16 protein-coding genes are annotated in these 14662 nt (G+C 43.5%); 8 read left to right on the top strand and 8 right to left on the bottom strand.

The window, feature by feature from the left end:
* Positions 1 to 3: 3 nt before the first annotated feature.
* The 6 genes from ACE1CD_RS25190 to ACE1CD_RS25165 form a co-directional block, all read right to left on the bottom strand.
* Positions 4 to 1158 carry a DUF563 domain-containing protein gene (locus ACE1CD_RS25190; RefSeq protein ID WP_374792643.1) on the bottom strand — a complete coding sequence of 385 codons (1155 nt, stop codon included), beginning with the start codon at positions 1156 to 1158 and terminating at the stop codon, positions 4 to 6.
* A gap of 9 nt (positions 1159 to 1167) precedes the next feature.
* Positions 1168 to 1929, bottom strand: coding sequence for a WecB/TagA/CpsF family glycosyltransferase (locus ACE1CD_RS25185; protein WP_374826631.1), 762 nt, complete (start codon positions 1927 to 1929; stop codon positions 1168 to 1170).
* Positions 1929 to 2810, bottom strand: a complete 882-nt coding sequence (locus tag ACE1CD_RS25180; protein ID WP_374826630.1) for a glycosyltransferase family 4 protein — start codon at positions 2808 to 2810, stop codon at positions 1929 to 1931. Before ACE1CD_RS25180 ends, ACE1CD_RS25185 begins: the two co-directional genes overlap by 1 nt.
* Entirely contained in the window at positions 2767 to 3132 is a 366-nt protein-coding gene (locus ACE1CD_RS25175) for a hypothetical protein (RefSeq protein ID WP_374792637.1), read from the bottom strand. Before ACE1CD_RS25175 ends, ACE1CD_RS25180 begins: the two co-directional genes overlap by 44 nt.
* 84 nt (positions 3133 to 3216) lie before the next feature.
* Positions 3217 to 4086 carry a glycosyltransferase family 2 protein gene (locus tag ACE1CD_RS25170; RefSeq protein ID WP_374826629.1) on the bottom strand — a complete coding sequence of 290 codons (870 nt, stop codon included), beginning with the start codon at positions 4084 to 4086 and terminating at the stop codon, positions 3217 to 3219.
* 6 nt (positions 4087 to 4092) lie between these two features.
* Entirely contained in the window at positions 4093 to 4221 is a 129-nt protein-coding gene (locus tag ACE1CD_RS25165; RefSeq protein WP_374792633.1) for a hypothetical protein, read from the bottom strand.
* Positions 4222 to 4310: 89 nt separating this feature from the next.
* Between ACE1CD_RS25165 and ACE1CD_RS25160 the strand changes: the two genes are divergently transcribed.
* From ACE1CD_RS25160 to ACE1CD_RS25145, 4 genes are all read left to right on the top strand, one after another.
* Entirely contained in the window at positions 4311 to 5783 is a 1473-nt protein-coding gene (locus ACE1CD_RS25160) for an SLBB domain-containing protein (protein WP_374826628.1), read from the top strand.
* Positions 5784 to 5892: 109 nt separating this feature from the next.
* Positions 5893 to 8127, top strand: coding sequence for a GumC family protein (locus ACE1CD_RS25155; protein ID WP_374792629.1), 2235 nt, complete (start codon positions 5893 to 5895; stop codon positions 8125 to 8127).
* A 365-nt stretch (positions 8128 to 8492) separates the two neighbouring features.
* Positions 8493 to 11384 carry an EAL domain-containing protein gene (locus ACE1CD_RS25150; RefSeq protein WP_374826627.1) on the top strand — a complete coding sequence of 964 codons (2892 nt, stop codon included), beginning with the start codon at positions 8493 to 8495 and terminating at the stop codon, positions 11382 to 11384.
* 88 nt (positions 11385 to 11472) lie between these two features.
* On the top strand, positions 11473 to 11748 hold the full coding sequence (locus ACE1CD_RS25145; RefSeq protein ID WP_374792625.1) for a hypothetical protein: 276 nt from the start codon (positions 11473 to 11475) through the stop codon (positions 11746 to 11748).
* Positions 11749 to 11814: 66 nt separating this feature from the next.
* Here ACE1CD_RS25145 and ACE1CD_RS25140 read toward each other — a convergent pair whose 3' ends face one another.
* Complete coding sequence (locus tag ACE1CD_RS25140; protein WP_374792623.1) at positions 11815 to 12153, bottom strand: DUF760 domain-containing protein; 339 nt, start codon at positions 12151 to 12153, stop codon at positions 11815 to 11817.
* Here ACE1CD_RS25140 and ACE1CD_RS25135 point away from each other — a divergent pair.
* A complete protein-coding gene (locus ACE1CD_RS25135; RefSeq protein WP_374793436.1) occupies positions 12145 to 12492 on the top strand; it encodes a zinc ribbon domain-containing protein in 348 nt (115 codons plus the stop codon). The genes ACE1CD_RS25140 and ACE1CD_RS25135 overlap by 9 nt on opposite strands.
* Here ACE1CD_RS25135 and ACE1CD_RS25130 read toward each other — a convergent pair.
* Positions 12437 to 12658 (bottom strand): hypothetical protein, encoded by a 222-nt coding sequence (locus ACE1CD_RS25130; RefSeq protein WP_374792621.1) that lies wholly within the window; start codon positions 12656 to 12658, stop codon positions 12437 to 12439. The genes ACE1CD_RS25135 and ACE1CD_RS25130 overlap by 56 nt on opposite strands.
* A 55-nt stretch (positions 12659 to 12713) precedes the next feature.
* Between ACE1CD_RS25130 and ACE1CD_RS25125 the strand changes: the two genes are divergently transcribed.
* The 3 genes from ACE1CD_RS25125 to ACE1CD_RS25115 all read left to right on the top strand — a co-directional run bounded on the left by ACE1CD_RS25125 (position 12714) and on the right by ACE1CD_RS25115 (position 14564).
* The gene (locus tag ACE1CD_RS25125) at positions 12714 to 12953 is read left to right on the top strand and encodes a helix-turn-helix domain-containing protein (RefSeq protein WP_374792619.1); all 240 of its coding nucleotides are present in this window, start codon (positions 12714 to 12716) and stop codon (positions 12951 to 12953) included.
* A 47-nt stretch (positions 12954 to 13000) separates the two neighbouring features.
* Positions 13001 to 13777, top strand: a complete 777-nt coding sequence (gene map / locus ACE1CD_RS25120; RefSeq protein ID WP_374826626.1) for a type I methionyl aminopeptidase — start codon at positions 13001 to 13003, stop codon at positions 13775 to 13777.
* A 169-nt stretch (positions 13778 to 13946) separates the two neighbouring features.
* Entirely contained in the window at positions 13947 to 14564 is a 618-nt protein-coding gene (locus ACE1CD_RS25115) for a Uma2 family endonuclease (RefSeq protein ID WP_374826625.1), read from the top strand.
* Positions 14565 to 14662 lie beyond the last annotated feature (98 nt).

Genomic DNA, 14662 nt, shown 5'->3' with positions numbered 1-14662 from the left:
ATATCATTTTTCAAAAGCCCAAGCCAGCGCTCTGTCTATTAGCTCTGGCTCTAATATAATATCTTTATTTAATGATGGATCTCGGTATAGTATATTTCTCTTTACCGAATCGGGATACAACATTTCGCCTTTGCCCAAAACACCCAACCAAGGCAGTTGCAATCTAGCGGCCATCTTTCGATACATAGTTTGTACGTATTCGGGAGAAAACAACTCAATTATTTTAGTATTGGGCTGACAGAAGGCTATATTTGATAATCCGGCTCCGTGAGGGGCGATAATAAGTTCTGCATTGTGGAACAAGTTTACTTGCTCTTGAATAGTTTTTTCTTCTAATCTAACTGTGACAAAATTATATTTACTTAGCTGCTCTACCATCTGCGCTTGATTTTTCAATTTCCGTACTGCCGTACCGCTTCGATCGATAAATAATCTAATTTTTTTACTTTCTTTTTCTGGCTTAAATACTTGATTCAAAAAATTCATTCCCCAAGATTCATATTTACCTATTCTTTGATTTGGCATCGTACAAACCAACATTTCATCTGCTTTATACCGCTCTCGTATAGATGTATAAACAATTTTTTTTCCCAATCCCATTTTCTGAAAAATTGCGTCTACAAATTTACTCCTGTTTTGATAAACTAGAATCCAATCCGGCTCCCATTCAGCCTCACGCAATATAGCTAAATGCGGTAGTGTATCAATTAAGAAATGGAAATAATTTGTCGCCCAGATCAATTTTCCTATATCCAAACAGGAGCCATTTAGATGATGATTTCGGCGGGAAATAGGTAGTAACCAATTATTTGGCGGGCCGTGATCGTGCCAAGACTCTATAGATGTAATAACTGCCTGATTATCTGGTGTTAGCACTGTTCCGCCTACAGCTGCACCTTTGGGAATACGCGCTGTCCAAGCTGCCGGACAATATAACTTGCTAGCTGGTAATGTAGTTTCTGAATTGCTAGAAATTAATTTTGCTTCCGGTACAATTAAATTTTCAGGCTCGAATATTTGACGAGCAGTTGGTAAATCTTCTAAATTAATTGTGCTTTGGGGAGGCCATTCCTTGTTCCAGCTTAATTTTCGGTGAATCGCAACTAGCTGAGTACGGAATTCGATCATTTTTGATTTGGACAATGCCATGCCAGTCATAGTAATTCTCTAATTCCCCTTTTTAAATCTTTCGATGATAAACAATGCTAAAACAAACCAAGGTTCTACTAAATAGCGATGCCAAAGTCGATTTGGCTCTGCAATTAGGCGCGATAACCACTCTAACCCCCATCTGCCAGCCCACCTGGGAGGTGTTGGAACTTCACCTGCAATATAATCTATTGCGGCACCAGCAGTCAAAATAGCATTTGTAGATAAACCCTCTATATTATCCAATACCCAGTGTTCTTGCCTGGGCATACTCATACCTACCATGAGAACATGAGGCTGAAAATTATTAATTTTTGCCAATAAATTTTTGTTCTCCTGACTATCGGGACGAGTATCAAAGTAGCCGTCTGCTGTGGCAATTTGCAAGTTGGGAAACTTTTGTTGTAAAATTATAGCTCCTCGTTCAGCTACTCCCGGTTTAGATCCTAAATAAAACACGCGCCAATTTTGTTGCGCTGCTTCTTCGATCAAGCGAGGCGTCCAATCTGCATAAGTAACGCGGTGTTCTCGTTGGAAAGGATAACCTAACAGCTTTGCCAAGAAAACAAGGGGCATACTATCTGCATGAATGTAATCTGCTAAAGCGTAAAAAGCACGCATTTTGGCATCGCGGTGATAAATATGAATGCTGTGGAAATTGTGGTTAGCAATAATCCAACGTTGCTTGCTGCTAACTGCTTCAGCAATTAGTGCATTCAGATCGGAAATAGATAGTGCATTTATCCATATTCCAACTAGGCGATAGGATTTTTTGTTCATCACTGCTTGCTTGCCTTTAAGATGCGATCGACTTCTGCAATCATCAATTGTACTCTGACGTTCCAACTGTGATTGGTGACGATTTGTTCCCGTGCTAGTCGTCCTCGTGTTACCAAATGCTCTCGTTCCCGATATGCTTTTGATATTGCTTGTTTTAATTGAGGCAAATTTCCGGCTTGAAATAGAAATCCAGTTTCTCCATCTCGGATTACTCTGATTGTATCCTCAAAGGCAGATGCTATAACTGGTTTTCCCATCGCCATATATTCGTAAAGCTTCAGGGGTGAGAAATATATTTTGCCCGTTTCTAGCTCAACTTGCCCGCAATATCCCACATCAAAGCCAGCTATATAAGCTGGTACTTCCGATGCGGGTATGCGGTCTACAAATGCTACGTGAGGAGCTATATTTAGTCGGTGAACAAGTTCCTGGCAAGTTTTTTGCATGGGGCCATCTCCAACGACGAGCAGCGATAAATCTAACCCTTCTGTTCGCAGATCGGCGATCGCTTCTAACAAAAAGTTTAACCCTTGCCAAGCGTACAAGCTACCTACATAACCGATAGTAAAATTTGGAAATAAACGCTTGGGCTGATATCGGGCTGGATCGAATATTTCCACATCTACGCCGTTAGGTATTACTATGATTTTTGATGGTGAAATGCCCATCTCGCGCACGATAATTTGTTTGAGATCGGAGCTAATACACACTAAAACATTACACTGTTGGTAAGCTCGTAATTCGAGATATCGAGCTATTTTGCTCAGTACAATTGTTTTTCTTTGCTGTTTCGATTCTGAAAATAGGGGGGCATTTGTTTCTAGTATCCAGGGAATATTATGTTTCCCGAAATATCCACCCCAAAGATTGAAATGCCGCAAAACGTTCGTACACCCAATCTACTCGATCGCCTAGTTCCCGCCAAGCTTCATTTGCATTGAGCGCTCCCATTGCCATCCTCGCTAAGTCGGCTAGGAATGTTTTAAACTGGCTTTGGGTCAACTGAGCTTCTGAACCTTTGCCGGATATAGTTGAGGGTAAGCGATCGCCCACGATGAATTGTTTGACTTCCCAACCTTGGGCTTGAAATCCTTTGATGATACCCATAACGTGCGATCGCGGTCCTCCCATTTCTGCATCCAGTCTAGTTGATACTCTGGGGGCTGCTGAAATATAGCCTAATCTTTTTTGTTGATTGTGCATGGTTGATTGTTGATTATTTTTGACAATAACTGCGATGGTCAAACCAGAAGCATATTTCTTTTCGATGAGTAACTTGTCAAACTATTAAAGTTCTGTTGAAGAATAGTCCATTTGTTTGAACACTGATGAAATAATTACTCGTAGGTAAGGAAATATCCAATAAAGATACCAAAAGATTCCGCCATGTCTCTTAGTATATATTTTCCATTCCCTTGGCTCCATACCCTTCAAACTAAACACTTTTTCCAAACGCTTAGCCAAAGGTTGGTTTGAATCTTTCCAACTGCCGCTATAGGAGTTTCTAGAACAAGTACCTATATAACCTGGTGCTATCCACACCAAACACCCCTTTTGACGCGCCCTGAGTCCGTAATCGTAATCTCCTAGTTGGTGGGGGAAAGCATCATCTATATTACCAACTTTTTCAGCTACAGCAGCTGGGATTAACACGCTGTTACCGTTCATTGTTTGGCATTGCTGGGGTTGCTCACCCGGTTCTACCAATTTAAATTTGAGACGACGCCAACGGTTGTAACGTACCTGACCACCGTAAGTAGGCTTTTTAGTGACGGGATCTCGCGTCGATCCGACCACGATCGAATTGGGATAACCTTGAGATGCAAGTTTATGGTGGGTATCAAGTAGTTTGGCGATCGCGTCAGGTTCGAGCGTCGTATCGTCGTTTAGCCAAAGATAATAGTCATAACCAACCTTAAGAGCTTCGGAAAATGCCAATCGCATTCCGCCACCCCAAAACAAGTTGCCCTTGCCTTGAATCAGTTTGACTGTCGGATAGTTTGCTCTGACTGCATCCGATGTACCATCAGAACTAGCATCATCTACGAGGTATACGTCACAACTGACATTTTGCTCGTAAAGCGCTTGGAGACATTTTAAAGTTTGGTCGCGTCTGTTGTAACAAGCGATCAAAATTGCTAAGGGTACGTGGTTCACTCGAACTTACCCCAGAAACTTACCGAGTTTTGATTCAGCATACTTTAAGAATTCCTGCCGTGCAACAGCATAAATATCTACTGGCTCGGTAGATCGACTTCCAGTAGTAGAAGTCGTTCCACTCACTCTAGCCATTAAGGTAAAGAGTTTTCCAGTCAGGCTAGAGCAACCACATTGCTCCTGCGTTAAGTTTAGAAGAAGAATATTTGGTGTATAGGTCGGATATGTTTGTTATGTTTTGTTACAAACAACTAATTTATCCCCTTACAGCTATGACCCTGTTAGCGTCAATAACCATCGCTGTTACCTATCCCAGCCAAGCGCAGCGGCCAAGGGGACAAAGGTCTGTGGCACCCCGACCGACGGCCAGCGTTGTACAAGCCGAAGCAAACTATACATTAGGGGGAGGAGATCGGATTCGGATTGATGTGTTCGAGGAACCTCAACTCGGCGGAGAATTACAAGTCCCGTTAGGTGGCCTCATAACGCTGCCATTGATTGGTGGGATCTCGATCCAGGGTTTGACGACAGAACAAGCTTCTCGGGCGATCGAGCGTCGATACGCTCCCTACTTGAAACGTCCGGTGGTGACGGTAACGCTTTTGTCTGCTCGGCCTGTAAATGTTTTAGTTTCTGGAGAAGTGAATAACCCGGGTTCCTATTCCATTACTTTGACGCAAGGACAAGGATACCAGTCTGGGGTGCAATACCCCACGGCCATCCAAGCAATCAAGCTAGCTGGGGGATTTACGCTAACGGCTGATATCCGTCGCATCCAGCTGCGTCGTCCGCAAACATCTGGTCGAGACAGAACGATCGATATCGATTTTTGGAAATTTTTACAGGCAGGCGATCGGGGTCAAGACGCCATTTTGCGAGATGGAGACACGATTTTTGTTCCGACTGCGGCTAACCTGAGTGTAGGAGAAACAAGGCTGATCGCATCTGCGGGTTTAATCGGAGATCCGGAAAAAGCACGCACTGTAGCTGTGGTGGGGGAAGTTTTTCGACCGGGGAGCTACGTTGTAGTGGGAGGAGGCACAGCTGCTGAGCCAAGAAATCTGGGCTTGCCAACCGTCATCAGGGCTATTGAGCTGGCTGGGGGAATTACATCTTTAGCTGATATTCGCTCGATCGAGCTACGCCGCGCTACTAGAGCGGGTACGCAACAAATAATTAGCCTGAACCTCTGGCAACTCTTACAGACAGGAGATTTGCGACAAAATGCGGTATTGCAAGATGGTGATACGATCGTTGTTCCCACAGCTACCGATGTCAACCCAGCAGAGGCAGAACAACTCGCTACGGCTAGTTTTGCTCCTGCTAATATTCAAGTGACTGTGATCGGAGAAGTGAAAACACCAGGGAGCTTAAGGGTAGCCCCCAACACTACCTTGAATCAGGCTTTGTTGGTAGCGGGAGGATTCAACAACGCTCGCGCTCATCGAGATACAGTTGAACTAATTCGCCTCAACAGTAATGGTAGTGTGTCTCGACGATCGGTGCGTGTGGATATGTCCCAAGGAATTAACGAGCAAACTAATCCCCAACTTCGCAATAACGACGTTATTGTCGTAAGGCGCTCTGGTATAGCACGCATCGCTGACACGGTAGATACTGTTTTAACCCCAGCCACTAGGGGTAACCAATTATTCAATATTCCGCTGACAATCTTAGAGATTTTTAGACGCTTGTAAAGCAGCTAACGCAATCAGGTTTACGCTATGATATGTTCGCGTGCTAGAGGATTAAAAATCAATACAAACTTTTTGGCAATATTAGCGATCGAAAATACATAGGAACAAAATGGATACCGAACCATACTATCAATCCTGGACAAAAAAAAATGGCAATCTGCCGCAATCATTGCCGGGTAAATACAAAACCGAGTCGGAAAAAAGCGACGAAGAGAAATTGCTCAAGGATCTGAGTAAAATATTTGCGGCTGGGCGACGAAGGATTATTTTAATCGCTACAGTAGCGCTGGTAGTAACTGGTGCGATCGCTTACAAACTCAAGGATCAGCCTAAAAGTTATGAAGGTAGATTTGTGCTTTTAGTTGAGCCTGTAACGACCTCGGAAAATAAGTTAGTATCATTACTGTCGCAAACTGTAGGCGAACAAAATAGATTAACAATAGAAGATTTTACTTTGGATTACGAAACACAAATTCGCGTTTTGCGAAGCCCGAAATTGATGGTTCCAATCATAGAAAAAATCAAAGAAAAGTATCCCGGCGTTGATTACGATACACTGATGGAACAGTTAACAATAGAGCGGCCTATGAAGGAAAAGTCAGGCACGAGGCTCTTAAGTGTAAGTTACAAAGATAAAAATCCAGAAAAAGTACAATTTGTATTAGATAAATTAGCAGAAGCTTATTTAAAGTACAGTCTGAAAGATCGTCAGACAAAGCTACGTCAGGGTATTGAGTTTATTCAAGCTCAACTGCCAGAACGCGAAGAGAGAGTGAATACGCTGCAAGAAGAACTGCAAAAACTGCGGCAACAATCAAACTTAATCGAACCCGGGAAAGTGAGCCAAACCTTGACCGAACACGCCCTTGCGCTTGAAAAAAAACGAGTAGATATTCAAGCAGAACTAGCTCAATCACGAGTCAACTACACTACCCATAAAAAACTGTTTGATGAAGGAAATATTGAGGCGCTGCTGAGTGAGGACGAGGCCGCTTATACGCGATTACTATTACAGATTCACGATCTCAACACCGAAATTGCGGAAAAGTCAGCTCGATGGGGTGAGAAGCACCCAAGCTTAATCGCACTCCGGGAAAAGCAGCAGGATTTAATTAAAATTTCCCGTAAAGAAGCGGAAACTATTTTGGAGAAAACTGCTGGTAAAATCCAAGAACTAGAGGCTAGCAATCAAATCATTATGCAAGCCGAAAATAATATAAAAAAACAAATGAGAGAGTTTCCAGCAGTGGCACGTAAATATGCGGAATTAAATAGCGAATTGGAAGTTGCTACTGATGCTTTAAACAAGCTTTTAACTAAGTTAGATGCGCTACGGATAGATTCTGCTCAACAAGAATTACCTTGGGAATTAATTACTCCTCCTGAAATACCTCGGGATAAAGATGGCAATCCGCAAGCGGCTCCTCTAAATAAGAAAAACTACATTTTAGGGGCAGTTTTGGGATTGGTATTAGGGATCGGCTCTGCTGTTGTTGTAGAAATTTTTAATAATGTTTTCCACAGTCCGGAAGATGTTGAAGAGGAAACTAAACTACCAGTACTGGGAATAGTTCCTTTTGCAAAAGAAGCAAAAAGCTTTTCCAAAAATTCCGGAAAACTCGCTCGCATACCAATCCTAGTTGATTTAAGCAAACAGGCTGGTAAGTATCTTGTCATTTCTAAAAATGCTAAACCGCAAGGGTATATTTCTTCTCCTTTATTAGAAGCATTCCGCTCTCTGTATACCAATATTCGTTTGCTGAGTCCCGATAAACCGATCCAATCTTTAGTAATCGGTTCTGCTACACCTGGAGATGGTAAATCTACGGTTGCGGTATACTTGGCCCAGACAGCAGCTGCGATCGGTCAGCGGGTATTGCTGGTGGACGCGGATTTGCGCCGTCCCAAGATTCACAAAAAGTTGGGTTTACCGAACGTGCGAGGACTGAGCGAAGTAATTTCTACAGATATAGGATTGAATGAGGTAATCCAGCGATCGCCTTCTCAGGAAAATCTGTTTGTGCTGACTGCTGGCTCAATTCCGCCAGACCCAATTAAAGAACTTTCTTCTGAAAAGATGCGCCATTTAATGGAGCAATTTCAAGCCTTTTTCGATTTGGTTATTTATGATACTCCGCCTGTGGTCGGTTTGGCAGACGCTAATCTTTTAGCTGCCTATACCGATGGGCTTGTAATGGTGATCGGGCTGGAAAAGACAGACCGCTTCATGGCTATCAAAGCGCTAGATGGATTAAATATCGCGGGTGCTGCTGTCTTGGGTGTGGTCGCTAATGGTGTTCGAGGTTACAAAACTAAAGTCTATAAGGCTTATCAGCGAATTTAGTAATTTCTGACGACTTTTGTCGTTTCGATACCCCCCACTGACAAACCCCTCTCTCAGAAAACTAGAGAGCGAGTCTTATTTTATTTCCCTTTTCCATCAGGGCATTTTGCTGGTTATATCTCGGATCGAGATAGTCAATGATGTTTTTCGGCATCTGACGACTAAGACTGATTAGTTTATGCTCGTTCTACCGACTTTATCGTCGTTAGCGAGTTCTCACTCAGCCTTTTTCTACAGGTTATCAACACTGCTTATCCCCCTTTGTGCAAAAACTTTACATTTCTATTAAAAACTTTTCATAGCTAAATGAAACGAAAGAGCATCCTTAAACAAAAATAAATAATAGCGATAGAAAAACTTATAACATGACAAACATAGGTATAGCTCTGCTAAGCATTTATGACATCCGCTTGGTATTCCTTTCGACTCTCATTGCAATTGTTGCCTCTTATACAGCAGTAGAACGGTCTTTTCAACTAACGGTAGCGGTAGCGCTTGCCCGTCAGATGTGGCTGGCTGGTGCGATCGCTCTTTTAATCGGCATTTGGTCTATGCACTTCGTTGCTGGGGGATCTTACCAATTACCAATGTCGATCGCCAACGACCCTAAAATCGTCTTTGTCTTGATGGTAGTAGCAATTGTGGCATCAGTATCTGCGTTAAGAGTGACCGGCTTCAACGAGAAAAGTTGGCATAAGTTGTGCTTTGGCTTCATTGGTATGAGTGTAGCGATTGCTACCATATGTTATGGGTGTATGCCTGCAAAGCAAATCGATGCAGTTGGACGCTACGATCCAAAATTCGTGGCATTATCCGCAATCGCTTGTCTAGCGTCTGTGGTCGGTCTGTGGCTGCTATTCCATACTGGTAGAGAAGCAGTGGCAAAGCGCGATCGCTACCTCGCGGCTTTGCTAGAAGTAGAACGCAGATTATCGGCTTTTGACGACAACATCAACTTTTATGTACAAATTTTAGAACTCTTGGGACAAGCTTCCGGTGCCAGCCACATTTACCTATTCGAGAACGATCGCAATGTCAAGGGCTGTCTGCGGATGCGCCAGCGTGCTGAGTGGTGCTACCCCAGTCTGGGGCTAAAAATCGATCGTCCTATACTTCAAAACCTTTCTGATGAAGACTTTTTTCCTCGATGGGCGCATTTGTTAGCAGAGGGCGAAATTATTGTAGGTGCAGTCACAGAATTTCCAGATTCAGAACGTCTGTTTCTAGAAGATCTAAACATCCTTTCTTTACTCGTTTTGCCGATTATTGTCAATACTAATTTGTTGGGATTTATCGTTTGCGATCGCTGTGTCGAAGCACGCACATGGAATTCCTCCGAAGTAAACTTTTTGCGTGCAGTAGCAACGGCAATTTCCCACACGCTAGAGGGTTCAATAGCCCAGTCAGATCTAAAAAAAACAAAAGCAGAATTAGAAATCGAAGTTTTGCAGCAGACAGCCTCCTTAAAAAGTGCCAACGACCAACTGCAAAGAGAGATTGCGGAACACCAGCGAACCGCACAGGAATTAGAAAAATCCCTATCTCTACTTTACACCACACTCGAATCTACTGCGGATGCTATTATCGCAGTAGATGAACGCGGAAAAATAATCAGTTATAATCAGAAGTTTATCGAAATGTGGCAAATACCCACATCTGCGATCGGCTCCTTTCTCGACGAGCAACTGCTAGCTTATATGACAAATCAACTAGCAAAAACCGAAAATTTTGTTGAAAAAATTAGAGAATTGTACGCGCCAGCGACAGCAGAATCTAGGGACTTCATAAAATTTAAAGATGGTCGAATTTTCGAGCGCTATTCGCAACCGCAGATTGTCGGCAAAAACATAGTGGGCAGAGTATTTAGATTCCGCGATGTTACTCTTCACCTAGAGGCAGAAGAAAAAATTCGCTATCAAGCCACCCACGATCTCCTGACAGCGTTACCCAATCGGATGCTATTCAACGATCGCCTTTCGGTATCCTTAGCAGCTTCCCATCGCACGGGAGATATGTTGGCTGTGATGTTTCTAGATCTAGATCGCTTTAAGGCTATCAACGATACCTTGGGTCATGCGATGGGCGATCGCTTATTACAAGAAGTGGCACATAGGCTAAGCGGCTGTCTGCGACAATGCGATACCATTGCCCGTTGGGAAGGTGATGAATTTACCCTGCTATTACCCCAAATAAGGTATGTAGAAGATGCTGTGAAAATCGCCCAAAGAATTTTGGCAGCCTTAAAACCAACCTTTTATATCAACGGTCATCAATTGCACATAAGCAGCAGTATCGGCATAGCCTTTTATCCTAATGACGGTGAAGATGCGGAAACACTGATCAAAAATGCTGATGTCGCACTATGCCGTGCGAAAGAGCAAGGGCGCAATACTTACTGCATTTATACTCCGGCAATCAATTCCAGAACTTCTGAATTGTTAATTATCGAAAATAGTCTGCACCGCGCCTTAGAACGGGGAGAATTTGTCGTCTATTACCAACCTCAAGTTAATACGATCGCAGGGGAAATCATCCAAATGGAAGCCCTGATCCGCTGGCAACACCCCACTCTTGGGTTTATCTCCCCTGCCACATTTATTCCCCTCGCAGAGGAAACTGGGCTGATCGTACCTATTGGCGAATGGGTTTTAAGAACTGCCTGTAGGCAAAATAAAGCTTGGCAAGATGCTGGTTTACCGCCTATCCGGATGGGAGTCAACCTTTCAGCCCGACAATTTCAGCAACCAAATTTGGTAGAAATGGTAGCGCAAATTTTGTCCGATACAGGTTTATCTCCGCAGTTTTTAGAATTAGAAATTACTGAAAGCATTGCGATGCAGAATGCTGACTTAACCCGTGCAATTTTGATGGAATTCGATCGCATGGGAGTGGGGATAGCAATGGATGATTTTGGTACGGGATACTCTTCCTTGGGGTATCTCAAAAAATTCCCATTTCACACGTTAAAAATTGACCAATCTTTTGTAAGGGATTTAATCACAAACCCCAATGATGTCGCTATCATTACGGCGATTATTGCTTTGGGGCAAGGGCTCAATCTCAAAGTAGTAGCAGAAGGAGTCGAAACAGAACAATTGAAAGAGCTTTTACACACTCTTGAATGCCAACATATGCAGGGATACTTTTTCAGTCGTCCCTTACCAGCTTCAGATGCCACTAAGTTAATGGGGCAAGCCAGAAAGAAGGATTTAGTTAAGCTTTCTTGTCTTGCAGGTGTTTCCTGCTGCACTAATTAATGGATTATGGGATGTGCAATGTCTCTAGATTGCCACTGCAAACACGCTACGCTAATATTAGTAGCCAATGTTGAAAAACTGGCGAACCATGTCCAAGTGTCAAATGTACTGTTTCAGGGCAGATTACCAAACCTCTATTCACTTTGATGAGCGCACTGTACCCGATTGGCTGCGTCTAGAGGCGGATTGGCAAGGATATAAACTATCAACCCTTCCAGAGGTGGCTGATGTGGCAAGGGTGCTGGGCGCTCTTAGTATCGAAGACTCTGCCGATGAATGGATATCCCATTTAGAAAGCTTGGGGTTGAAAGGTGTTCAGCAAGTGACTTGCGAGGAGTGGTTTGAAGACAGAAGATATTGTTGAGCTACCTACTCGCTTTGGTAGTTTTTGTTGCTCTCTTTTGACTGAATCACCCTAACGTCTGAAATGTTAGTTTCCGTTCTCGTTGCTTTCTACTGCTTGCAAATATTTTTCAAATCCCATACGTTGTTCGGCATTGTGAAGAAAGTAGCCGCTCATCATTGCAGAAGCCAAAAGCCGACCGAGATTTTCCCGCGTTGTGGTGATTGTTACGTCGAAGTGTTCGTGAGGTAAGCCTCCTAGCATTCCGACAAGGTTGCGTTCCATTACCTGAACTGCTTCCGGAGATGGTTTGGAGAGGTGGGCGATCGTCTCTGGATTGAGAGATTGGACATATTGCCACAGCAAGTTGCTGCCTTCACTTTGGTTGCCAAAGAATTCTGAAGATCGGTTTGAGAGATTATTCATAGTATTAACAGCCAATTTGTAGAGTTTTTTAGCTTTCTACAAACTAATGTAACAGAGGCAAGCGATGGTGTTCGCGGAGGCCAACCGAACGGTAGGTACGGATTTTCCTACCGAAAAAACTGGGGTTATGTCTATTTTCAAAAAGTAGACAGCCGTAAAACTAGCCAGATTTGCCCCAGTTGTGTTGTTGAGACAGGCAAGAAAGAACTTTCAGAACGTACTCATGTTTGTTCAAATTGTGGCTATACAACTGATAGAGATGTTGCAGCCGCTCAAGTAGTTCTCATTCGAGGACTCGCAGCCGTTGGGCAAACGGTGAAGATGCTTGGCTTCGGGTAAATTCATTTTCTACCCTATGAAGCAAGAATCCTCGTGTCTTTAGACCCAGGAGTGTCAACTTGAGATAAGTTAGAAACGACGACACGATGCGATCGCACTTCCCAATCGTGCGATCGCCTGTTATTTTTGGGGATATAATTACTTTGTTAGCAGTTTTGACTAACAAATTTCATGTTAAGCTAAATCTTAATTAATTTCAACTAAGATACGCACACAACCCAATGGTCATCAAATGGCGCTTGGCTGCTGTTATGGCAGACCGAGAAATGGACTACCGAGAAGTGGCGCGTCGGGCTGGTCTTCACCACGTCACTGTGAATAAACTGAAAAACAGCTACGAGATGCCTCCCCGTCTAGACCGTACTACGCTAGAAAAGCTTTGTATAGTACTCAATTGCCAGCCTTCTGACCTGTTGCGCTACGTCCCAAGCGAAGAGACGAGTTCCAATAAAGCTAGCTGATGTAGAGGTAACTCTACTGAAAAAACTCAAATTAAGGAAAAAATAGCATGAAACGCGAGACGATCGAGCTTTTATCCAGCCGGGAGATCGAAAAAATGCGTCAGGCTGGCCAATTCGCTGCCGAACTCCTCAATTTTCTCGAACCGATGGTAAAACCGGGGGTAAGCACGCTACAAATCAATGATGAGGCAGAACGCTGGACTAAGGCTCGTGGGGCCAAAAGTGCCCCCCTTGGCTACAGGGGATTTCCCAAATCTATCTGCACCAGCATTAATGAAGTAGTATGCCACGGCATTCCTAACGCCAAGCAAATTCTCAAAGAGGGCGACATCATTAATATAGATGTGACGCCTCTCGTTGACGGCTATCACGGCGATACTTCCAAAACTTTCTTTGTCGGTACGCCTTCACCGAAAGCGCAAAAGTTGGTGGAGGTGACGCAAGAGAGTATGATGCGAGGTATTGCAGAAGTCAAACCGGGGGCGCGTGTCGGCGATATCGGTGCTGCTATTCAAGAATACGCAGAAGCTCAAGGCTTTTCTGTGGTGAGAGATTTTGCCGGACATGGGGTTCACCGCATTTTTCATACTGCACCTGAAATTCTCCATTACGGTACGCGGGGGACAGGTTTGCGTTTGAAACCGGGTATGGTTTTTACGATCGAACCGATGATTAATGAGGGTTCGTGGGAAGTTGAAATCCTTAAAGATGGTTGGACTGCTGTGACGAAGGATCGAAAACTTTCTGCCCAATTTGAGCATACGGTGGTTGTGACTGATTCAGGTGTCGATATCCTGACTTTACCTCCAGACAATAGTAACTGAAATCTGCATTAATTTATCGAGAATGCGATCGCCTAATTTTGCTTAATTAAAAAGGGCGATCGGTTTGAACTAATTTAGTCGCCATTCATCGCTCGGCGACTAAACGCGCTAAACTGTTGAGTAAGGATTTAGTAAAATTATTTGAGTGCGATCGCATTCCTACAAAACTATGCAAATAACAGAACAGCAATACTACACGCCAGAGGAATATTTGGAACTGGAAGAGGCTGCTGACACCAAAAGCGAATATATTGAAGGAGAAATCATTCCTATGGCGGGTGGATCTGCAAATCACAATCGGCTATCAGGCAATTTCTACGCTGCTTTGAACTTTGCTTTCAGACAGCAGGATTACGAAGCTTTCACAGGTGATATGCGTCTGTGGATACCCAAAAGGCGGATGTATACCTATCCAGACGTAATGATTGTGGCGGGTGAACCGGAGTATTTCAACAACCGTACAGATATTCTTGTCAATCCCCAAGTTATTGTAGAAGTTTTATCGCCATCGACCAAGGGATACGATCGCGAAAAGAAATTTGAGGCTTACCGGACAATCGAAACCTTGCAAGAATACCTTTTAATTGACCAAAACAAGATTCGTGTCGAGCAGTTTTCTAAAGCAGGGAAAAAGCGATGGTCGTTTTATGAATATGATGAGGAAGATGAAGCGATCGCTCTGACTTCAGTTTCTTTTCAAATTGCGTTGGTGGATTTGTATAATAAGGTAAAATTTGCAGTTGTTGAGTCAGAGGGCGATGCTGCTGATGCTGAGGAATTGGGTTGAAGAGTGCGATCGATTTGAGTAATGTTACCTGTAGCGATCGCAACTGAATATGTTCATCGGTAGGAATAATCTTTTCTCTCAAATATCTACATTTGTAA

It is taken from the genome of Aerosakkonema sp. BLCC-F183 (assembly GCF_041929145.1).
GTDB lineage: Bacteria > Cyanobacteriota > Cyanobacteriia > Cyanobacteriales > Aerosakkonemataceae > Aerosakkonema.
Note: the sequence above shows the minus strand (reverse complement) of the source record. Positions and strands in the feature narration are given on the sequence as shown.

Bases quoted from the DNA above. Each gene is read 5' to 3' on its own strand.
- ACE1CD_RS25165 (WP_374792633.1), bottom strand. From the start codon at position 4,221: ATGGCTAGAGTGAGTGGAACGACTTCTACTACTGGAAGTCGATCTACC.
- ACE1CD_RS25175 (WP_374792637.1), bottom strand. From the start codon at position 3,132: ATGCACAATCAACAAAAAAGATTAGGCTATATTTCAGCAGCCCCCAGA.
- ACE1CD_RS25190 (WP_374792643.1), bottom strand. From the start codon at position 1,158: ATGACTGGCATGGCATTGTCCAAATCAAAAATGATCGAATTCCGTACT.
- ACE1CD_RS25150 (WP_374826627.1), top strand. From the start codon at position 8,493: ATGACAAACATAGGTATAGCTCTGCTAAGCATTTATGACATCCGCTTG.
- map (WP_374826626.1), top strand. From the start codon at position 13,001: ATGAAACGCGAGACGATCGAGCTTTTATCCAGCCGGGAGATCGAAAAA.
- ACE1CD_RS25140 (WP_374792623.1), bottom strand. From the start codon at position 12,153: ATGAATAATCTCTCAAACCGATCTTCAGAATTCTTTGGCAACCAAAGT.
- ACE1CD_RS25155 (WP_374792629.1), top strand. From the start codon at position 5,893: ATGGATACCGAACCATACTATCAATCCTGGACAAAAAAAAATGGCAAT.
- ACE1CD_RS25145 (WP_374792625.1), top strand. From the start codon at position 11,473: ATGTCCAAGTGTCAAATGTACTGTTTCAGGGCAGATTACCAAACCTCT.
- ACE1CD_RS25115 (WP_374826625.1), top strand. From the start codon at position 13,947: ATGCAAATAACAGAACAGCAATACTACACGCCAGAGGAATATTTGGAA.
- ACE1CD_RS25185 (WP_374826631.1), bottom strand. From the start codon at position 1,929: ATGAACAAAAAATCCTATCGCCTAGTTGGAATATGGATAAATGCACTA.
- ACE1CD_RS25160 (WP_374826628.1), top strand. From the start codon at position 4,311: ATGTTTGTTATGTTTTGTTACAAACAACTAATTTATCCCCTTACAGCT.
- ACE1CD_RS25125 (WP_374792619.1), top strand. From the start codon at position 12,714: ATGGTCATCAAATGGCGCTTGGCTGCTGTTATGGCAGACCGAGAAATG.